Here is a 19,819-nt window from a genome sequence, read left to right as displayed (position 1 = left end):
CTAGCCCTCGCCCATTGAAGAGGACACCAACGGCCGCGCGTGAAGATAACGTGCGGCGCGCCGCTTGCTATCGATATCCTTGAAGACTTTCTGGACCTGCGCCACGGTGAGGCCGGTTGCCTCAGCGACCTCTTCGTTGGCTATGCCGTGGTTCAAGCCGTAGAGGCACAGATCCATCAAATAATAAGGCAGCGCGAAGTAGAACTCCTCCTGACTCTGCGGCATCGAGAAGGTGTCCGTGGTGGGCGGTCTTCGCCGGACCTCTTCCTCCACCCCAAGATATTCGGCCAATTGATAGACCTGGGTCTTGTAGAGGTGGACGATTGGCATCAGGTCGGCAATTCCGTCGCCTTGCTTGACAAAGAAGCCCTGGTCGTACTCCAGGCGGTTCGGCGTGCCCGCTACCGCGTAGTTGAGGCGGTCGGCATGGTAGTATTCGGTCATCTTGCGCAGGCGCTGCTTGTAATTGGTTGCCGCGACGATCTGCAGATAGGCTGCCGACGGCAGACGCACCGTGTCGGTCCTGCCCTCGGGATCCTGAACCGTGAGGCGAGTGATGTTGAGACCGTTGCTCTCGAGAACCGAGGCGAGCACCAGCTTGCATTTCCAGCCGTCCCCATATTCGGGAACGACAGTCTTGATTGCTTCGGTCTGCCGTCTGTAGGCGCCGATCGCTTCGAGGGCCGGCGTTATATCCTCCAGGACCGTATCGATACCAAGCTGCGCGGCGACGGTGCGGCCGAGCCTTAGCGAGTCGCCGGAGGAATGGCGCTCCGGCATGAATATCCCGAGGACCTTGTCTTTTCCAAAGGCGCGAACACACAACGCCGCGACGACTGAGCTGTCGATGCCGCCTGAGAGGCCGACAACCACCCCTCGACGTCGCAGGGTGCCAAAGACGTGCTGGCGCAAGATCTGGACGATGCGATCGACTTCCGCGCCAGCGTCGAGCACCAGGGCGTCTTTGCCGAATGTTGAGATCAGGTCGATGGCTTGTACTCCAGTTTGCGAGACTCGGTTGGCGAATAGGTTTGCGCCACCGCTTTCTCGATAAGGGGACGGTTGGTGGCGAGGTGAGGCTCTATGACCAGGTCGATATGGGTGCCGACGATCGGAATCACGTCCAGATGGGCGAAAACGCGATCCCAGCCGATGGCCAGAGTCATTCCGGGTCGAGCACAGCGAAACAGGGTGCCGGTGATCGGCAGCGCCGGCTTCGGCTCTGTCAGCCACTGGAAGAAGGCCCGTGCCCGCAAAACCTCCTGCAGTTCCAGTTTGGTTCTAAAGCTCGTCGCATTGAATTGTCCCTGAGCGTAGCGATCGAGAAACCGGACCAGTTGCGCCTCTCGCCGCATTTTCACGGCGACTTTCGCGAGGGCGCGGCAAGCCATCCGGGAAGCGGATACGCGGTTGGTCCGGATTCGATTGAATGTGCGCGTAAACGTCTCCAAGTAGGCGCTTCGCTCGCCGATGAGGCTGGTGTCGAGGATGCCGAGGAACTTTACAGTTCGCCCCGCGGCCAGCAGCCGCGCCGCAACTTCGAAAGCAACAGCCCCGCCGAGCGAATGGCCAAGAAGTCGTATGTTACCCGAAGGTTGAGTGCGGCGGATCTGCTCGACGGCGGCATCGGCCATGTCGGCGAGGCTGTTTTGCCCGCGCAGTATCAGAGCCAGGGCCGGATACCTGATCGGGGCAACGCGGGTGACCTTGCCCATCGCTGCTGCAAAGGCAGCAAGGCTCGGGCCATAGCCGACCGACCCCGGGAACAGAAAAAGAATGGGAGGGTCGTGCTTCTCGGCGCGCGCGCTTTGGTCGCCTGCCTGTGCAGACACGACCGCCTTGACCATTTCGTCCAGGCTCATCCCGACGGTGAAGGCCTCAAGACCGAGTTCCTGCCCGATAGCGCTTTCGATTTCCATGACGCAGTGCAGCAGCTTCAGTGAATCTCCTCCGGCGTCATCCCAGCGCCCTGCCGCCACCCGCGTATTAAGAATGCTGGTCCATGCCCGCTGGACGACCTGCTGCGCCGTCAGCTTGCCTCGCGGCTCGAGCGGACGCTCGATCGCTGCCGTCTCTCTGGCTGAAAGATCCATGCCTGCAAGTGTCGTAATGTCGACTTTGCCGCTCGGCAGACGCGGCATCTCGGCGATCGTGTGCAACCGCAGGGGACGCAGCGGCGGCGGCAGATTGGACCTGACAAGCTGGCGAAGCTCGTCTGAAAAGGTCGCTTCGGCCGAGCGCCGAGGAACAACAAAGGCGACAAGCTCATTCGCCGCAGCCACGATTGCCACAGCATCCGCAACAGAGGGTGCGCAACGCAGCACCCGTTCGAGCTCGGCTGGCTCGACGCGTCGACCATTGATCTTTACCTGGCGCCCCTTGCGACCGACGATGTGCAGTAGGCCTTGGTCATCAAGTCGAACGAGGTCACCCGTCGCAAAAATCCGAAGGCTTGGATCGTCCGGGTCTGATGTTGCCTGCACAACCGCCCCGTCCTCCCAATGGCCAAGCAAGACATAGGGGCTCCTGATCAGAAGCTCTCCGCGGTGGCCGGGTTGAACGCGGCGGCCCGCTTTGTCGACAATTGCAAAGGTGATGCCAGGCAGTAGCCAGCCAACTGGAACCGAATCTCCATGCTCCGGCCAGTCTCGCGGCAGGAACCATTGCGAGCCCGTGGTCTCGGTTGACGAGTAACCGATCTGGATGAGGCACGTATCGGAGACGGTCTTGCGCAGCAGGGCGATGTCGCTCCACGGCACCTTCTCGCCACCGATCCGGGCGACTCTGAGTGAATGAAACGCTTCCGCAGGTCCGTCTGCCATAAGCGCGCGAAGCAGTGCCGGCACCAGATAGGTGATTGTCACGCCCGCGGATCGCACCAGACGTTGCACGGCGCGCAAGCCGACCGCTTCGACTTCGACCAGATGCAAGGTGGCGCCGGTGAGAAGAGCCGCAAGAATTTCCCGGCACCCGGCGATTGTGGCGGGTCCGGTCAATGGCAGGAAAACATCATCCGAGTTTATGTGGCATGCATCGACATATTGCTGGACCCGGCACAGCAAGCTGCGCTGGCTGTTAACGATGCCTTTGGGCCGGCCCGTGCTTCCTGACGTATAAAGCACGATGGCGGGCGCATCGACCGAGGCGGAATAAGACTGAGGCACTTGCCCACCCTGCGAGGCCGCACTGGTCGACACACCGATCCAACTGACCCGGTGAGGCAAACCTTCGGGTCGGACATTGCCCTCGCCCAGAATAGCTGAGAGTCGCGCCCCGGCCACGATTTCAAGAATCCGCGAGCCAGGATCTCGTGCGTTGAGCGGCACCGAAGGGCGCCCAGCCGCCATGCTTGCCAGCATGGCGATGGGATACCAGGCTGAGTTGGCCTGAAGAATCCCTATCGCCTGTCCATCTGGGACGGCCGCCGCGATCTGGTAGGACAGCGTCTCGACTGACCGGAGAAGCTGGGAATAGGTCAGACGATTGGCGCCGTCGCTGATTGCAAGCTTGTCGGGGTACTGGCGGACGATATTTCTCAGGTGCTCGAAGGCCGCAATGTTGGCAAAATCGGCGCCCAATCTTTGAAATGGGCGCAGTACGGGACCACCCTGATCCAGTGGGTATTGTGGGACACTTGACCAATTATCGGAGGTCGTTGTCTGACAATCCACCGCTAGATCCTGATCCGCGACTTCTGATCCCAAATATGCCGAAGACATGAGTTGCCTACGCTAAGATTAGGGTCACTTATCGCCCCCCGCCCCGATCTTTTCATCGATCATTCTGATGATGCCCTTCGCCTGTTTCGCAAGCCGCGGGCCGAGCCAATCATGCCGAGCTCGCTGGCTGCCGTGGTGCGCATGACACGGCGAGCACTGGCGTTTGTGCCAAGTTGGCAACACCTGTTGGACACATGCCAAGGCGGGATCGAAGACCAAGGCGGGTTGAAGACGGAATTGCCGCTACGCAGGCATATTGCCTATTCTGTGGTTCTCCCGGGCGATACAGGCGATGCTTCGGTGTCGGAATAGCTGCCGGGGACGAAACAATATGCATAGATCTGTCCCCGATTTTCGTCGGTCACACGAATCCAATCCTTTTCCCACGTTCGGAAGGTAATACGCCCGCCCGTCATCATAGCTGCGGCTCTGAACGGACTCGGCGCGTTGACAACGCGCACCGATATAACATCGTCGCCGTCCATACGCTCGACGAGATACGTCTGCATGAAAGCCTCCCCATGCCCCGCTAGATCACCCGCACTTTAACGACGGCTAATCAATTCGGTTGCAACGTGTTTTGCGAAACTTGGAGGCGATGGTTTCCATACCCACCGGCGCCGGGGGTCCCTCCCACTCCGTATCCGTCAGATTTTTCAGCGACGGGAAGCCAGTACAGGTGAAGGCAGGCTGATTCGGGCTATGCCGGCCTTCATGACCACTGCGCCGTGTCGACGATCCGTTGGAGCAGAAGGCCGGATGCTGGAACGTCAATCGTGTTTGGCCAGGAAGCGCCCGACGGCGGTGAGGCACTCGTGCTTTTCCTCGACCTGCGGCATGTGGCTGGAATTCGAGAAGACCAGGCCTTCGACGTAGGGAATAAGATCCAGAAAGGGCTGGACGCAGGCCTCGGTCGCTTCGTCGTAGAAGCCGCGGAAGACCAGGGTCGGCGTCTCGATCCGATGCAGGCGGTCGACGATGGTCCAGTCCCGCATCGTGCCGATGACGTGGAACTCATTGGGACCATTCATGGTGTGATAGACGGTCGGATCTTCCTCGATTGCCGCAAATGTCCGGGCGACCATTACACCGCGGCGCTGCGTTCCGCCGTGCCGATACCCGGCATCGACCGGGCGCGGCGCGGCCGGCTGGTGCTCAAGGGTGACCTGTCCAGCCCGATGAACCCACCCCTCGGGGTGCCGGTTCCACACCCGTTGCCCAGCTGCCACCCCGATCTGCCGCAGCGAGCGCCCGCTTCTCCAAAGCATCGGCGAGGGCCGCCTGGTCGCCTGCCATCATCCAGCCGACGGCTGACGAGGGGAATTCTCGTTCAACGATACGGACCGTCAGCCGTAATCGTAGCTTCGGCGAGAATAGAGGCCGATCTGGACGCCGCACGATCCGGCGCTATGTTGCGCTTCGGCGGCCGGGCATCGCGGATGCCTAATACTAAAGTAACTGTTCTCGCGTTGCCGAGCGATGCTACGATTTGAGGACGGCGGCCGTACAGCGCTGCGTGATTTTGCGCCGGAGAGGATGGAATGTGGGAGGCCACTCTTCGTGTCGCAGCAGGCAGCCGCCGACATGTTGCTCGGTTGTCGACCATAAGGGAGGAAGTCACCAATGAAGCTATCGTACCTGGTCTCGGCCGCGCTTCTTGCAGCGACTGCGATGCCTGCCGCAGCCGCCGAGATTTCCGACGGCAAGGTCAAGATCGGCATTCTCAACGACCAGTCGGGCGTCTATGCCGATTTCGGCGGCAAGTGGTCGGTCGAGGCCGCCAAAATGGCGGTCGAGGATTTCGGCGGCAAGGTGCAAGGGGCGCCGGTCGAGATCGTCAGCGCCGACCACCAGAACAAGCCGGACATCGCCTCCAACATTGCCCGGCAGTGGTATGACACCGAACAGATCGATTCCATCATGGAACTCACCACCTCCTCGGTGGCGCTCGCCGTCCAGGGGATTTCCAAGGAAAAGAAGAAAATTGATATCGTCACCGGCGCCGCGACCACCGAGCTAACCGGTAAACAGTGCTCGCCCTATGGCTTCCACTGGGCCTACGACACGCATTCGCAGGCAGTGGGGACCGGTGGCGCTCTCGTCCAGCAAGGCGGCGACAGCTGGTTCTTCGTCACAGTCGACTATGCATTCGGCTATTCGCTGAAGGAGCAGACCGCAAACTTTGTCGAGAGCCATGGCGGCAAGGTGGTTGGCGAGGTGCGTTACCCGCTCGGCTCGACCGACTATTCATCCTTCCTGCTGCAGGCGCAATCGTCGGGCGCCAAGGTCATCGGCCTGGCGAATGCCGGCCTCGACACCTCCAATTCGATCAAGCAGGCGGCCGAATTCGGTATCGTGCAGGGCGGTCAGCGGCTTGCAGCACTTCTGTTCACGCTGGCCGAGGTGCATGGGCTCGGTCTCGAGGCGGCGCAAGGCGTGGTGCTGACCGAAGGCTTCTACTGGGATCGCGACGACAAGAGCCGCGAGTTCGCCCAGCGGTTCTTCAAGCGCACCAACCGCATGCCGAATATGATCCAGGCCGCCACCTATTCAGCGGTGACACAGTATTTGAAGGCGATCGACAAAGCCGGCACCGATGGAACCGAGGCGGTCGCCAAGGAATTGCATTCGATGCCGGTGAACGACGTCTTTACGGCGAACGGCAAAGTGCAGCCCGACGGCAACATGGTTCACGACATGTATCTTTATCAGGTCAAGTCGCCGAGTGAGAGCACCAAGGAGTGGGACTATTACAAACCCCTCGCCACGATCCCCGGTAACGAGGCGTTCCTGAGCGCCAAAGAGAGCGGCTGTCCCACGGCCGGCGAGTGATTGGCGGACCGATGGCGCCGCCTGAACCGGATCGGCCGCGGGTAGTGCTTTCCGCCCGCGGTTTGCGGCGTGACTTCGCCGGCTTTGTTGCGGTCAGGAATGTCGATCTCGACCTCTACCACGGCAATATCCACGCGCTGATCGGACCCAACGGCGCCGGCAAGACCACCGTGTTCAACCTGCTCACCAAGTTCCTGCCGCCGACCAGCGGCAGGATCGAACTGCTCGGCCACGACATCACTCGCACCTCGCCGGCCAAGGTCGCGCGGATGGGCCTGGTGCGCTCGTTCCAGATATCGGCAGTGTTTCCGCATCTCAGCGTGCTCGACAATGTGCGCGTTGCATTGCAGCGACCGGGCGGGCTCAGCGTTCAGTTCTGGCGCTCGCTGTCGGCGCTCGATAGATTGACGCCGCGCGCCGAGGAGCTTTTGCGGTCTGTCGGTCTCGACGATGCCAAGAACAGGCCCGCCGCCGATCTCTCCTATGGCAGGAAACGTGTGCTCGAGATCGCCACGACGCTGGCGCTCGAGCCGAAAGTGCTGCTGCTCGACGAGCCGATGGCCGGCATGGGGCATGAGGATGTGCGCACGGTTTCCGACATCATCCGCTCCGTTGCCAGGGATCGCGCCGTGCTGATGGTCGAGCACAATCTGACGGTGGTGGCCGATCTTTGCGACTGGATAACCGTCATGCAACGCGGCGAAATCCTTGCCGCCGGCGACTACGCCACGGTCAGCCGCGACGAGCGGGTGAGGATCGCCTATATGGGCACCGCCGATGACTGACGCCGCGCCGCTTCTTGCAGTCCGCGGCCTCAACGCCTGGTATGGCGAGAGCCATGCGCTGCACGGCGTCGATCTGGAGGTCTTTCCAGGTGAAACTGTGACGTTGCTGGGCCGCAACGGCGTCGGCAAGACCACGACATTGCGCGCCATCATCGGGCTGATCCGCCAGCGGACCGGCCAGATTTTTTTCGACGGCAAGGATCTGATGCGCCTGCCATTGCACCGGACCGCGCATCAAGGCATCGGCCTGGTGCCGGAGGAACGCGGCATCTTCGCGACGTTGACCGTGGACGAGAATCTTGTGCTGCCCCCGATCGTCGCCGAAGGCGGCATGAGCGTGGAGGAAATATTCGATCTTTTCCCCAATCTGAAGGAGCGCCGCAACAGCCCCGGCACCAGGCTCTCGGGCGGCGAGCAGCAGATGCTGGCGATCGCGCGCATGCTCAGAACCGGCGTGAAAATGCTGCTTCTCGATGAGCCGACCGAGGGCCTGGCTCCGGTCATCGTGCAGCGCATCGGCGATCTGCTGGCGACGATGAAAAAGCGCGGTATGACGATCCTGCTGGTCGAGCAGAATTTCCGCTTTGCCAGCCGCGTCACCGACCGTTTCTACCTGATGGAGCACGGCAAGGTCGTGGCGGCCTTTCCGGTCGGCGAACTGCCGGATCGCATGACGCTGCTGCATGAAGTGCTGGGTGTATGATGGCGCCATGACGATGATCTTCGGAATACCCGTTCAGGCATTCCTCGGCCAATTGCTGGTCGGCCTCATCAACGGCTCGTTCTACGCAATGTTGAGCCTGGGCCTTGCTGTCATATTCGGCCTGTTGCGCGTCATCAATTTCGCTCACGGCGCGCTCTATATGCTCGGCGCCTTCATCGGTTACCTGCTTCTCACCCGGTTCGGCATCGGCTACTGGCCGGCTTTGATCCTGTCGCCGCTGATCGTCGGCGGCTTCGGCGTCGTGGTCGAGCGCCTGGCGCTGTCGAGGCTTTACGACATCGACCCGCTCTACGGGCTGCTTTTCACCTTTGGCCTCGCGCTCGTGCTCGAGGGGGTATTCCGTTACTACTATGGCGTATCGGGAAGTCCTTATTCCGTGCCGCCGCCGCTGTCCGGCGGCACCAATCTCGGCTTCATGTTCCTGCCCAATTATCGCGGCTGGGTGGTGGTAGCCTCGATGATCGTCTGTTTCGGCACTTGGGCGCTGATCGAGAAGACCAGGCTGGGCTCCTATCTGCGCGCGGCAACGGAGAACCCCGGCCTGGTGCAGGCTTTCGGCGTCAACGTGCCGTTGCTGCTGACCCTTACCTACGGCCTCGGCGCCGCTCTTGCCGGGCTTGCGGGGGTTCTCGCCGCGCCGATCTATCAGGTGAGCCCGCTGATGGGATCTGACCTCATCATCGTCGTTTTCGCCGTTGTCGTTGTCGGCGGCATGGGATCGATCCTCGGGGCGATCGTCACCGGTTACATGCTTGGCCTCGCCGAAGGCTTGACCAAGGTTTTCTATCCCGAAGCCTCCAATCTGGTCGTCTTCGTCATCATGGCCATCGTGCTTCTGGTTCGGCCAGCCGGCCTGTTCGGAAGGGATGCCTGAGATGGCCGAACTGACCCTTCGCGAGACGCGTGCCAAGAATTCCGCACGGCTTGAATGGGCGCTGGTCGGGCTCGGCATCCTGGCGCTGCTGGTGGCGCCTTTCTTCGTCTATCCGATCTTCCTGATGAAGATGCTGTGCTTTGCGCTGTTTGCCTGCGCGTTCAACCTTCTGCTCGGCTACACCGGCCTGTTGTCCTTCGGCCATGCGACGTTCTTCGGCGGGGCGGCCTATTTCACCGCATACGCGGTCAAGGTCTTGGGCTGGCCGCCCGAAGCGGGTATCCTGCTCGGCGTCCTGGGTGCGGCCCTGCTCGGCCTTGTGATGGGCTTCTTTGCCATCCGCCGGCAAGGCATCTATTTCGCCATGATCACGCTGGCGCTGTCGCAGATGTTCTTCTTCTTCTGCGTGCAGGCACCGTTCACCGGAGGTGAGGACGGTATCCAGGGCGTGCCGCGTGGCAGGCTGTTTGGAATGCTCGACCTGAACGTCTCGATCAACATCTATTATTTCGTGCTGGCAGTCTTCCTGATCGGCGTCTTCGCCATCTGGCGCATCATCAACTCGCCTTTCGGCATGATCCTGCGTTCCATCCGGGAAAACGAGAGCCGGGCCATTTCGCTGGGCTATTCCGTCGCCAACTACAAGCTGGCGGCTTTCGTCATGTCGGCGACATTGGCCGGGCTGGCCGGCGCGCTCAAGGCGATCGTTTTTCAGTTTGCCACGCTCACCGACGTCACCTGGCAGATGTCGGGCGAGGTGATCCTGATGACGCTCCTCGGCGGCATCGGCACCATGGTCGGGCCGATCATCGGGGCCAGTCTGGTCGTCGGCCTGGAAAACACGCTCGCCACCTCGAGTTTTCCGGTGACCATCGCCACCGGCCTGACCTTCATGGTCTGCGTGCTGGTTTTCCGGCGCGGTATTGTCGGTGAGGTTTATGCGCGGTTTCTCGGGCCAAAGGGTGACGCGAAAGACTGAACGGCTCAGTTCCGCCTCGCTACGCGATGCGTAAGCCTTGCGCGTCGAGAAGCACGCAGCCCAGCGGATCGAAGCAGACATCGACCATTTCGCCTTCACGCAGCGGCTGGCCGTCGATCAGCGTGTTGGCGCGCACCAGCGTGCCGGCGCCGATGTCGATCTCGTAGACCGCATTGCCGCCGAGATAGGAGGTCGAAACGACCCGTCCCGCCAGTCTGTTGGCAGCACCGTCGGCACTGACGGTAAGCTTCTGCGGGCGAACGACGACGGTGACCGCGCTGCCGGTCGCGAGCGCCTTCGGCGCGGCCGCCTTGACGACGTGGCCGCTGGCCAGCGCGATCGTCGCCATCTTGCCGTCCATCACTGTCACGCTGCCAGGCAGCATGTTGGCCTTGCCAAGGAAATTGGCGACGAATGCGGTGGCCGGCTGGTCATAGACCTGCGCGGGGGAGCCGATCTGCTCGATCAGGCCGGCATTCATGACAACGATGTGGTCGGACATCGACAAAGCTTCTTCCTGGTCGTGCGTCACGAAGATAGCGGTGATGCCCGTCTCCCTCTGGATTTTCTTGATCTCGACGCGCATGTCCTCGCGCATGTTGGCGTCGAGTGCCGACAAGGGCTCGTCCAGCAGCAGCACTTCCGGCTCGAAGACGATGGCGCGGGCCAGTGCGATGCGTTGCTGCTGGCCGCCAGAGAGCTGTGATGGCAGCTTTGTCTCACTGCCGGGCAGCCGCACCATGTCCAGCGCCTTCTTGACCCGGCGCACGATTTCCGGTTTCGGCACGTTTCGATATTTCAGGCCGAATGCGACGTTGTCGAAGACGTTCTTGTGCGGAAAGAGCGCGTAGTTCTGGAACACCAGACCAATGTTGCGCTTGTAGATCGGGATGTCGTCGACCCGCTTTCCGCCGATCGAGATCTGGCCGCTGGAGATGTCGACCAGGCCCGCGATCGATCGCAGGATCGTCGTCTTGCCGCACCCGGACGGCCCCAGCAAGGTGACGAAACTACCCTTGCGGATCGCCAGTGAAAAATCGCGCACAGCGGCGAACTTGCCATAAAAAATATCGATGTCGCGAAACTCGACCGCAGGCTTTCCTGTCGGCTGCCTCTCGCCTTGGGCGAGCGGGTCGCCAGCGGCCCCGGCCGACGCAGGCCGAGGCCGCTGGTCGTGGCTGTCGTCGTCATGCACCTTTCGACACCCTGTCCCATTGCTTGGTCCAGGCGTCTTCGTTCTTCGCCCAGTAGAGCGGATCGGCGAAGGTCAACGACTTCATCGATCCGGTCGGATCGAAGGCCGGAAGTGCCGCGATCTTGTCGGTCAGCTTCACCTTGGTCGGGTCAAGCGATGGCGGATAGTTCTGGCCCTCGGCGACGGCGATCGACGTTGCCGGATCCAGCATGAAGTTGATCAGTTCCTCGCATTCGGCCATGGGCGAACCCTTGAGCACCAGCATGTCCTCCATCCACGCGTATGAGCCGGCAGGGTCGAGATAGCCGATTGGCTGGCCCTGCTGCTGCAGGGCGGCGACACGTCCTGACCAGGCGTCGGTGACGACGATCTCGTTTCGCGACAGGAGGTCCATCAGTTCCGCGCCGGAACTCCAGAACTTCTTGGCCAGGTCGCGGGTCTCGCGAACCTTGGCCCAGATGGCATCCATGTCCTGGATGTTGTTGGGATCCTGTTTCGTCTGCAGCGCCGCATACCAGACGCGCGTCGTCATATCGGCGTAGCCGCCGATCTTGCCGGCATATTTCTTGTCGGTAAGCAGGTTGGCGCCCTTTTCCTTGGCTTCCTCCGGCGAGATGACCTTGTTGTTGTAGGCGATGCCGGTGGTGCCGTAATCATAGGGCACAGCCGACAGCTTTGGCGTGATCTTGCGGAACGGCTCGATCATGGCGGTCAGCACATTTGCCATGTTCGGGATGTTCGCCTCGTTGATCTCCGAATTGAAACCGCCATTGACGTATTTAATGTAGTAGTTGACGCCGGAAGAATGGACGATCTGGAAGTCGCCCGGCTTCGACGTCTTGATCTTGGTGATGATCTCGTTCTCGTCGCCAAAGGTGCCCTGGACGACCTTGACCTTGGACTTGGCGGTGTAGGGCTGGAACGCGTACTTATCGATCGCTTCCTGCACCACGCCGCCCCATCCGTCGAAGCGCACTTCCGAAACCGCGGCCAGCGCCCGTCCCATCCAGGGCATGGAAAGTCCGGTGGCGGCGGCAGCGGCGGCCGTCAGCGTCAGGAATGATCGCCGGCTGATGTCGCCATCGGCATATCGTTCGTTGAGCCGTTCCAGTCGTTTGGTGGTTGTCACTTTCATTTCCGTTCTCCCATTTTCATTTTCACTTGCCTGCCTTGAACCAGGTGAGGCTTTGCAGGATGAGCCCGCCAGCCAAGGGAATGCCGACCGTCAAAAGGATCATGACGGTTCCGAGCGCGTTCACCTCGGGGCTGATCGAGATCTTCAGCATCGAAAGGATTTGCGTTGGCATGGTCTCGACGCCCGCCGGCCGCCAGAACAGGCTGGCCGAAGTGTTGTCGAACGAAATCGTGAAAGCGAGCAGGACGCTGGCAAGCACTGCGGGAATGAGCAGCGGCAGCGTAATCTCGCGGAATGTCGACACACGCGGCGCCCCGAGCGACAGCGCCGCCTCCTCATAGGAACGTTTTATGCCGACCATGCGCGCCTGGACGATCAGCACCACGTAGGGGAGCGTGAGCAGAATGTGGCCGAGCACCAGCAGCGTCATGCTGCGCGGCTGGTCGACGGCTTTGATCATGACCAGCAGGCCGACGCCGAGTATCGTTTCGGGGACCAGCGCGGGAAGAATGACAAGTGTGTTGATCGCCTGCTTGCCACGAAACTCGAAGCGCACCAGCGCCAATGCCGCCATGATGCCGAGCAGCGTCGTCACCGTCGCCGTTACCAGGGCAATCCACATCGATGTCCGGAAGGCGTCGAGAACCGGCTCGTTGGTGAGCAGCTTCTCATACCACCGCAAGCTGAAGCCGGTGAGGGGAAAGCCGCCGAACATCGAGGCGTTGAAGGAAAGCACGACCGTGGCGAGGATCGGCGCAAACATGAAGACGTAGACGCACACCGTGACCACGCCGGTCAGCCGCCAGGCCCATCTGCCTTCGCGATCGGGATGATCCGCTCTCATGCGCTGAGGCCCTTCATGATCTGCGACAGGCCCATATAGCGGCTGTAGGCGGCAGCGGCGGCGCCGAGCAGGACGAACAGGACGATGGAAAGCGTTGCGCCCATCGGCCAATTGAGCTGCCCCATAATGGTATCGTAAATCAGGTTGCCGAACAGCGCATCGCGGCTACCGCCGAGCAGCTGCGGCGTCACATAGGAACCGGCCGCCAGCACGAAGCAGAGCAGCAGCCCAGCGCCCAGCCCCGGCATCGATAGTGGCAAGGTCACTTCGCGGAACGCCTGCGCGCTGGTACAGCCCATCGAGCGGGCGGCGGCGATCAGCGTGCGGTCGATGCTTTCCAGGCTGACATAGACGTTCAGGATCATGTAGGGCAGCAGAAAATGCAGCAGCCCCATGATGACGGCGCCCTCGGTGTAGAGCATCGGCAACGGCTCGTTGATGACGCCCAGCCTGATGAGCGCGACGTTGATCAGCCCCTGTTCGCCAAGGATGTGGATCCACGAGAACGTCCGGATGGTGAAGCTGATCCAGAACGGCACGATGAGCAGCAGCAACAACAGCCATTTATGCCTAAAGGTCGTGGCCCAGATGAAATAGGCGGGGAAATAGCCAAGGATCGCGCAGATCACCGCGGTGATGGCGCCGACGCGAACGGTCTTCCAAAGAAAGCCGTGATAGTAGCTGTCGGTGAGGAATTCCTTCCAGTTATCGAAGGTCAGCACCGCCGACTCAACTCCGGCGGTGACGAAGGTGAAAAACGTGTAGACCGTCATCATCGCGATCGGCAGCAGCAGAAGCAGGGTAAGCAGTATAAGCACAGGCGCGACGAGGACCCAGGCCAGTCGCTGATCGTATAATTTCCACCCTTTGGTCACGACCCGTCCACACCAATTTATGTGCAAGCCGCCATCACCGGGGCTCGGCTCGGGACTAGATTGGGCGATTGGCGTTCAGGTGTCCACTCCGCATATGACTCCAGCACAAACTCTGTGCAGGGCCACTGGTTGACCCTCGCCCTGCCGGATTCAACAAATTGCCCGGCGTTCCGCCTGCGCATTGATTAAATCAGCTATCTCGATATACAGGGTAAATTTCGGATATGGATTTCGCATGGGCCGGGCAATTTCATGAGTCGCAATTTTCTGGTGATTGAACCTGAGGAAGGCATTGCCGTGCTAAAAGGGCTTGCCTCCTCGGCGCGGATCTCGATGCTGAAACTGCTGCATGAAAAGGGGCCGATGAATATCAACGAAATCGCCGCCGTGCTGTCGCTACCGCAGTCGACCGTCTCGACCAACATCCAAGTGCTGGAGGATGCGGGGCTGATCCGCACCGAGAACCTGAAAGCGAAGAAAGGCAGTCAGAAAATCTGTTATCCGACGGCCGAAGAAGTGCTCGTCGTGTTCAAGAGCGAATATCGTGCGGTCAAGAACGACGCGATCGAAGTGTCGATGCCGATCGGGCTTTACACCGGCTTCGAGGTTACCGCGCCCTGCGGCCTTTGTTCGCCGGACGGCATCATCGGCCTGCTCGATGTGCCGAACACTTTCCTCGATCCGGACCGCATGAAAGCCGGTTTGCTGTGGTTCACGCGCGGTTTTGTCGAATACCAGTTTCCCAACAATGCCAAGCTCGCCAATGCCGAGATCACCGGACTCGAAGTGGCGATAGAGCTGTCCTCGGAAGTGCCGGGCACCAGCGCCGATTGGCCCTCGGACATTACGCTGACGATCAATGGCGTCGATGTCGGCACATGGACGTCGCCGGGGGATTTCGGCGACAAGCGCGGCGTCTTCACGCCCTCCTGGTGGAAGCTCAAGGGCTCGCAATACGGTAAGCTGAAGAACTGGCGAATTGCCAATGACGGCACCTATGTCGACGGCCTCAGGATTTCCGAAACCGGTCTCGCCGCACTCGATCTGAAGAGCCATCATTCAATCCGCGTCCGTATCGGCGTCAAGGACGACGCCAAGCGCCCCGGCGGGATCAACATTTTCGGCAAGGGCTTTGGAAATTACGATCAGGACATCCTGCTCAGGATCAAAACTGGTTGATATCATGAAACCGGGTTCTGAAGATAACTTAGCAATTTCAACTAGCTGGCTTTCTGCCGCGCCAAAGCGTTCGTCTAATTGTCCTACATTTGGCTATTTTGGCTTGACGAAGGGCTGTCAATCCCGCTTTGATATCGGGCAAGATGATTTAAATCATCATTTTTGATATCGATGGGAGGAATGCATGAAGGCAGCCGTTACGGCTCATCCGCATTATGTTGTCTCGGAAATCGATCCGAGGCTCTACGGATCCTTCATCGAGCATCTGGGGCGGGCAGTTTACACCGGCATCTATGAGCCCGGCCATCCGACAGCGGATGCCAACGGCATGCGTCAGGACGTCATCGATCTCGTCAGGGAACTCAATGTTCCGATCGTCCGCTATCCCGGCGGCAATTTCGTCTCGGCCTACAATTGGGAAGACGGCATTGGCCCCAAGGAAGAGCGCCCGGTGCGGCTCGACCTCGCCTGGCACACGTCGGAAAGCAACGAAGTCGGCCTGCATGAATTTGCCGATTGGTGCACCTGCGCCAACACCGAGATGATGCTTGCCGTTAATCTCGGCTCGCGCGGCCTCGACGAAGCCCGCAACCTGCTGGAGTACGCTAACCATCCCGGCGGCAGCAAATGGAGCGACAAGCGCATAGCCAACGGCCGCAAGGAGCCCTTCGACGTCAAGCTCTGGTGCCTCGGCAATGAAATGGATGGCCCCTGGCAGATCGGCCACAAGACCGCGGACGAGTATGGCCGCCTGGCGCATGAGACAGCCAAGGCCATGCGCGCCTTCTCCAAGTCACTCGAACTGGTGGTCTGCGGCTCTTCGAACGCCAAGATGCCCACCTACCCTGAATGGGAAGCGACGGTTCTCGACCATACCTACAACGAGGTCGACTACATCTCGCTGCACATGTATTTCGACAACGAAGCCAACGACGCTCCGAACTATCTCGCCATGAGCGAAAAGCTCGACGCCTACATTGTCTCGGTCGCCGGCGTCATCGACTATATCAAGGCCAAGAAGCGCTCCAACAAGCAGGTTTACATCTCGTTCGATGAATGGAACGTCTGGTACCATTCCAAGGAACAAGACAAGAAGATACTCGGCGGTAGCGACGGTTGGCCGTTCGCCCCGCCGTTGCTCGAAGACATCTATAATTTCGAGGATGTGCTGCAGGTCGGCCTGATCCTCAACACCTTCATCCGCCGTTCCGACGTCGTCAAGATCGCCTGCCTGGCACAACTGGTCAACGTCATCGCGCCGATCATGACCGTTCCGAATGGCCCGGCATGGCGGCAGACGATTTTTTATCCGTATCTGTTTGCTTCCAACTATGGCCGCGGCAATGCGCTGGATCTCAAGGTGGAAAGCCCGACCTACAGATCCAGCGTTGCGGGCGACGTCGCCTATGTCGATGTTGCCGGCGTGCACGACAGGCAAACCGGCCACGTCACCTTCTTCGCCGTCAACCGCCATTCGAGCGAGGCAATCGAAACAGTGGTCGACCTCTCCGGCTTCGGCGCGGCGGAGATCGTCGATCACCAGGTGATGGCACACGCCGATCTGAAAGCCGTCAATTCGGCCGAAAACCCTGGCAATGTCAGCCCCAGGAAGGGTGAGGGCGCCGCAGTCGCCGGCGGCAAACTAAACCTGTCGCTGCCGGCGTATTCCTACCAGTTCATACGCCTGAGGCTCTGAGTTCGGGCGGATCATCGAGAAAGCGCAAACGCTGAGGAGGAGCGTCGACGTGACGGCCGATATCGAGATCAGGAACGTGAGCAAGCAGTTCGGTGCCATGACGGTGCTGGATCACCTGTCGCTCTCCATAAGGGCACGCGAATTCATCGTGTTCCTGGGGCCGTCCGGCTGCGGAAAATCGACGCTTCTTCGGATGATCGCCGGTCTTGAAGCTGTCGATAGCGGCGAGATTGCCATCAACAACGAGCGCATCGATCATCTGCCGCCGGGCAAGCGCGGCATTGCGATGGTGTTCCAGTCCTATGCGCTTTATCCGCATATGACGGTGCGCGACAATATGGCCTTCGGCCTTGCGAATATCGGCGTACCAGGCAAGGTCATCGAGGCGCGCATCAACGAAGCCGCCCGCATCCTCGAAATGCCGCATCTGCTCGATCGCAAGCCGGGCCAGCTCTCCGGGGGTCAGCGGCAGCGCGTCGCGATCGGCCGTGCGATCGTCAAGGAGCCGAAGGCCTTCCTGTTCGACGAGCCGCTCTCCAATCTCGATGCGGCGCTGCGCACCCGAACCCGCATCGAGCTTGCCCAGCTTCACCAGCGGCTGCAATCGACGATGATCTTCGTCACCCACGACCAGGTCGAGGCAATGACGCTGGCCGACCGCATTGTCGTCATGAACAATCGCAAGATCGACCAGATCGGTACCCCTATGGAGATCTACGAACGCCCGGCGACCAAATTCGTCGCGGGTTTCGTCGGTGCGCCGGCGATGAACTTCGTCGATGCGATACTCGACAGATCGGGCAAGAACGCCACGGCCAGATTTGCGGACGGCATCTCGGTGCAGACCGAGATCGCCTCCAGCCAATTGGCCGACGGCAACTACACTTTCGGCATCCGTTCGGAAGACGTGCGCATCGTTGCCGCCGGACAGGGCAATGCCGACGGCGTCGTCGATGTGCTCGAGCGGCTCGGCGAACGCACCCTGATCTACGCGCGGCTGGGCGATGGCCAGCAGATCGTCGGCTCCGATGCCGGCAACAGCCGCGTCGCCGTCGGCGACAGAATCGGGCTCGCCTTCGACGGCCAGAAATCGCATCTGTTCAACGAGACCGGCCGAGCCTGGCATGCGAGGGAGGCCTGAGATGGTTGACCGGCTGGCGACGTCCCCGACCGCGACGCTTGCTGTCGGCGTCAGAGCCCCTACCGCCGACATCTATGCGCCGCAATGGCGAAACTTCATTTTCGTTGCGCCATTCTTGTTCTTCTTCACCACGCTGCTGCTCTTCCCGCTGCTCTGGGGGATGTGGCTGAGTTTCCACAAGGCCGACACGTTTTCGTCCGGAAATTTTGTCGGTCTCGGCAATTACGCCAGGCTGTATCACGACAAGGTCTTCCTGCAATCGATCTGGAATACCTTCTACTTCGTGCTTCTGACGGTGCCGACGCTGGCGCTGATCGGGCTTTTCCTGGCGCTTTGCCTCAAGCGCCGCACGCGCACTGCCGCGGTTTTGCGGACGCTGTTCTTTTCCTCGTCGGTGCTGTCGGTCACCATCGTCACGCTGATCTGGCGCATCGTCTTCATTCCGAATGTCGGCCTGTTGTCGACGATCTACGGATGGTTCGGCGCAACCGCACCGGCCTTCATTTCCGATCCCAGCCTTGCGATGATCGGCATCGCCATTGCCACCATCTGGTGGTGCATCGGCCTGCCGATGATGCTCTTTCTCTCGGCGCTCCAGCAGATTCCACAGGATATTTACGAGGCGGCAGCGCTGGACAATGCCAATCGCTGGCAGACGCTACGCTCGATCACGCTGCCGTCGATCAAGCGGACCTTCATCCTGGTGATCATCATCCAGATCGTGCTGCAATTCCAGCTGTTCGGCCAGGCCTGGCTGATGACGCGGGGCGGTCCGAACAACCTGACCAAGCCGATCGTGCTCTACATCTACGATACCGCATTCCGTCGCTGGGATCTCGGCCTGGGCGCCGCGGCATCGGAAATCCTGTTCATCCTCATCCTGGTCGCGGCCATGGCCCAGTACCTGGTGACACGCAGCAGGGGAGACCAGGCATGAGCGCCACAGCTTCCATCAAGGGCCGGGCATTTGGCGACCATTTGTTATTGGCCCTGGTCATCCTGCTTTCGATCGTCATGATCGCGCCGGTTCTGTGGGTCATCGGCCTGTCGCTCAAGGACAATACCGAGCTGATGGCCGATCCGAATTCGGTGTTTCACGCGCCCTATACGCTGAAGAACTACATCAACACCGTCGGCACCTCGTCGGTGTTCATCTGGGTGCGCAACAGCATCATCGTCTCGGGCGGATTGACGCTCGGCACGTTGATCCTGTCGTCGCTCGCCGGCTACGGCTTTGCACGGCTGAATTTCCCCGGCCGAGACGTGCTGTTCGTGATCGTGCTGTTCGGCCTGGCGGTCCCGGAACAGGCCGTGCTGGTCGCCCGTCACCAAATTTTCAGCATGCTGAAGTTCCACAACACCTATCAAGGGCTCATCCTGCCGGGCCTTTCGGCTCCGTTCGGCGTCTTCCTGATGACCCAGTATTTCAAGGCCATCCCGAAGGAGCTGGACGAAGCCGCCATGCTCGATAACGCCAGCCGGCTCAGGATTTTCTGGAAGGTGCTTCTGCCGCTCACGCTGCCTGCGCAGGCGACGCTCGGCATCTTCACCTTTCTCGGCGCGTGGAACGACTACTTCTGGCCGCTGATTTCGGCGACGAGGAAGGACATGTTCACGCTGACGGTCGGCATGGCCTCGACCCAGACCAATTTCGCCCAGTCCGAAGGCATCGGCTTCCTGATGGCGCAGGCGGTGTTCGCCGGTGCCCCGATCCTGATCGTCTACCTGTTCTTCCAGAAATACATCGTCACGGCGGTCTCCGGCGCTGCGGTGAGATAACGAAGATAGCCTGACGGCCGGGGGAATGCGCAGCGATTGAAGCACGAAAGCCAATCCAGGGT

18 protein-coding genes and 1 pseudogene are annotated in these 19,819 nt (G+C 60.6%); 11 read left to right on the top strand and 8 right to left on the bottom strand.

What is annotated here, in order from left to right:
* From nadE to NKH83_RS09815, 4 genes and pseudogenes are all read right to left on the bottom strand, one after another.
* Entirely contained in the window at positions 1–984 is a 984-nt protein-coding gene (nadE, locus tag NKH83_RS09830) for an NAD(+) synthase (RefSeq protein ID WP_352803935.1), read from the bottom strand.
* Complete coding sequence (locus NKH83_RS09825; RefSeq protein ID WP_352803655.1) at positions 981–3,719, bottom strand: AMP-binding protein; 2,739 nt, start codon at positions 3,717–3,719, stop codon at positions 981–983. The genes nadE and NKH83_RS09825 overlap by 4 nt, the downstream gene beginning before the upstream one ends.
* A gap of 260 nt (positions 3,720–3,979) precedes the next feature.
* Complete coding sequence (locus NKH83_RS09820) at positions 3,980–4,228, bottom strand: hypothetical protein (protein ID WP_352489813.1); 249 nt, start codon at positions 4,226–4,228, stop codon at positions 3,980–3,982.
* A 261-nt stretch (positions 4,229–4,489) separates the two neighbouring features.
* Positions 4,490–4,801, bottom strand: a pseudogene (locus NKH83_RS09815) (proline iminopeptidase-family hydrolase); the annotation flags it as partial.
* A 151-nt stretch (positions 4,802–4,952) separates the two neighbouring features.
* Here NKH83_RS09815 and NKH83_RS31605 point away from each other — a divergent pair.
* The 6 genes from NKH83_RS31605 (at position 4,953) to NKH83_RS09785 (ending at position 9,913) form a co-directional block, all read left to right on the top strand.
* Positions 4,953–5,033 (top strand): hypothetical protein, encoded by an 81-nt coding sequence (locus tag NKH83_RS31605; protein ID WP_502895561.1) that lies wholly within the window; start codon positions 4,953–4,955, stop codon positions 5,031–5,033.
* A gap of 309 nt (positions 5,034–5,342) precedes the next feature.
* Entirely contained in the window at positions 5,343–6,551 is a 1,209-nt protein-coding gene (locus tag NKH83_RS09805; RefSeq protein ID WP_352803651.1) for an ABC transporter substrate-binding protein, read from the top strand.
* Between the two features lie 11 nt (positions 6,552–6,562).
* The gene (locus NKH83_RS09800; protein ID WP_352803648.1) at positions 6,563–7,336 is read left to right on the top strand and encodes an ABC transporter ATP-binding protein; all 774 of its coding nucleotides are present in this window, start codon (positions 6,563–6,565) and stop codon (positions 7,334–7,336) included.
* On the top strand, positions 7,329–8,039 hold the full coding sequence (locus NKH83_RS09795) for an ABC transporter ATP-binding protein (protein ID WP_352803645.1): 711 nt from the start codon (positions 7,329–7,331) through the stop codon (positions 8,037–8,039). Before NKH83_RS09800 ends, NKH83_RS09795 begins: the two co-directional genes overlap by 8 nt.
* Positions 8,040–8,046: 7 nt before the next feature.
* On the top strand, positions 8,047–8,934 hold the full coding sequence (locus NKH83_RS09790; protein ID WP_352803643.1) for a branched-chain amino acid ABC transporter permease: 888 nt from the start codon (positions 8,047–8,049) through the stop codon (positions 8,932–8,934).
* Position 8,935: 1 nt separating this feature from the next.
* Positions 8,936–9,913: a branched-chain amino acid ABC transporter permease gene (locus tag NKH83_RS09785; protein ID WP_352803640.1), complete on the top strand. Its 978-nt coding sequence runs from the start codon at positions 8,936–8,938 to the stop codon at positions 9,911–9,913.
* Positions 9,914–9,932: 19 nt separating this feature from the next.
* Here NKH83_RS09785 and NKH83_RS09780 read toward each other — a convergent pair whose 3' ends face one another.
* From NKH83_RS09780 to NKH83_RS09765, 4 genes are read right to left on the bottom strand one after another with little or no spacing between them, the layout of a single operon-like run.
* Entirely contained in the window at positions 9,933–11,108 is a 1,176-nt protein-coding gene (locus NKH83_RS09780; RefSeq protein ID WP_352803637.1) for an ABC transporter ATP-binding protein, read from the bottom strand.
* On the bottom strand, positions 11,101–12,243 hold the full coding sequence (locus tag NKH83_RS09775; protein WP_254819524.1) for an extracellular solute-binding protein: 1,143 nt from the start codon (positions 12,241–12,243) through the stop codon (positions 11,101–11,103). Before NKH83_RS09775 ends, NKH83_RS09780 begins: the two co-directional genes overlap by 8 nt.
* 22 nt (positions 12,244–12,265) lie before the next feature.
* A complete protein-coding gene (locus tag NKH83_RS09770) occupies positions 12,266–13,087 on the bottom strand; it encodes an ABC transporter permease (RefSeq protein ID WP_352475712.1) in 822 nt (273 codons plus the stop codon).
* Entirely contained in the window at positions 13,084–13,962 is an 879-nt protein-coding gene (locus tag NKH83_RS09765) for an ABC transporter permease (protein WP_254819522.1), read from the bottom strand. Before NKH83_RS09765 ends, NKH83_RS09770 begins: the two co-directional genes overlap by 4 nt.
* A gap of 252 nt (positions 13,963–14,214) precedes the next feature.
* Between NKH83_RS09765 and NKH83_RS09760 the strand changes: the two genes are divergently transcribed.
* The 5 genes from NKH83_RS09760 to NKH83_RS09740 all read left to right on the top strand — a co-directional run bounded on the left by NKH83_RS09760 (position 14,215) and on the right by NKH83_RS09740 (position 19,757).
* Complete coding sequence (locus NKH83_RS09760; protein WP_352803634.1) at positions 14,215–15,141, top strand: ArsR/SmtB family transcription factor; 927 nt, start codon at positions 14,215–14,217, stop codon at positions 15,139–15,141.
* Between the two features lie 184 nt (positions 15,142–15,325).
* Positions 15,326–16,837, top strand: a complete 1,512-nt coding sequence (arfA, locus tag NKH83_RS09755; protein ID WP_352803631.1) for an arabinosylfuranosidase ArfA — start codon at positions 15,326–15,328, stop codon at positions 16,835–16,837.
* A gap of 49 nt (positions 16,838–16,886) precedes the next feature.
* Entirely contained in the window at positions 16,887–17,978 is a 1,092-nt protein-coding gene (locus NKH83_RS09750) for an ABC transporter ATP-binding protein (RefSeq protein ID WP_352475709.1), read from the top strand.
* A 1-nt stretch (position 17,979) separates the two neighbouring features.
* Positions 17,980–18,915, top strand: a complete 936-nt coding sequence (locus tag NKH83_RS09745) for a carbohydrate ABC transporter permease (protein WP_352475708.1) — start codon at positions 17,980–17,982, stop codon at positions 18,913–18,915.
* Positions 18,912–19,757: a carbohydrate ABC transporter permease gene (locus NKH83_RS09740; protein WP_352475707.1), complete on the top strand. Its 846-nt coding sequence runs from the start codon at positions 18,912–18,914 to the stop codon at positions 19,755–19,757. The genes NKH83_RS09745 and NKH83_RS09740 overlap by 4 nt, the downstream gene beginning before the upstream one ends.
* Positions 19,758–19,819 lie beyond the last annotated feature (62 nt).

The sequence above is a fragment of the Mesorhizobium sp. M0909 genome (genome assembly GCF_040319515.1).
Taxonomy (GTDB): domain Bacteria; phylum Pseudomonadota; class Alphaproteobacteria; order Rhizobiales; family Rhizobiaceae; genus Mesorhizobium.
This window is presented reverse-complemented; position numbering and strand designations above follow the sequence as displayed.

What these genes read in the sequence shown, in the direction of transcription:
- NKH83_RS09825 (WP_352803655.1), bottom strand. Translation starts at nt 3,719, where the DNA reads ATGTCTTCGGCATATTTGGGATCAGAAGTCGCGGATCAGGATCTAGCG.
- NKH83_RS09820 (WP_352489813.1), bottom strand. Translation starts at nt 4,228, where the DNA reads ATGCAGACGTATCTCGTCGAGCGTATGGACGGCGACGATGTTATATCG.
- NKH83_RS09805 (WP_352803651.1), top strand. Translation starts at nt 5,343, where the DNA reads ATGAAGCTATCGTACCTGGTCTCGGCCGCGCTTCTTGCAGCGACTGCG.
- NKH83_RS09800 (WP_352803648.1), top strand. Translation starts at nt 6,563, where the DNA reads ATGGCGCCGCCTGAACCGGATCGGCCGCGGGTAGTGCTTTCCGCCCGC.
- NKH83_RS09795 (WP_352803645.1), top strand. Translation starts at nt 7,329, where the DNA reads ATGACTGACGCCGCGCCGCTTCTTGCAGTCCGCGGCCTCAACGCCTGG.
- NKH83_RS09790 (WP_352803643.1), top strand. Translation starts at nt 8,047, where the DNA reads ATGACGATGATCTTCGGAATACCCGTTCAGGCATTCCTCGGCCAATTG.
- NKH83_RS09785 (WP_352803640.1), top strand. Translation starts at nt 8,936, where the DNA reads ATGGCCGAACTGACCCTTCGCGAGACGCGTGCCAAGAATTCCGCACGG.
- NKH83_RS09775 (WP_254819524.1), bottom strand. Translation starts at nt 12,243, where the DNA reads ATGAAAGTGACAACCACCAAACGACTGGAACGGCTCAACGAACGATAT.
- NKH83_RS09770 (WP_352475712.1), bottom strand. Translation starts at nt 13,087, where the DNA reads ATGAGAGCGGATCATCCCGATCGCGAAGGCAGATGGGCCTGGCGGCTG.
- NKH83_RS09760 (WP_352803634.1), top strand. Translation starts at nt 14,215, where the DNA reads ATGAGTCGCAATTTTCTGGTGATTGAACCTGAGGAAGGCATTGCCGTG.
- arfA (WP_352803631.1), top strand. Translation starts at nt 15,326, where the DNA reads ATGAAGGCAGCCGTTACGGCTCATCCGCATTATGTTGTCTCGGAAATC.
- NKH83_RS09745 (WP_352475708.1), top strand. Translation starts at nt 17,980, where the DNA reads ATGGTTGACCGGCTGGCGACGTCCCCGACCGCGACGCTTGCTGTCGGC.
- NKH83_RS09740 (WP_352475707.1), top strand. Translation starts at nt 18,912, where the DNA reads ATGAGCGCCACAGCTTCCATCAAGGGCCGGGCATTTGGCGACCATTTG.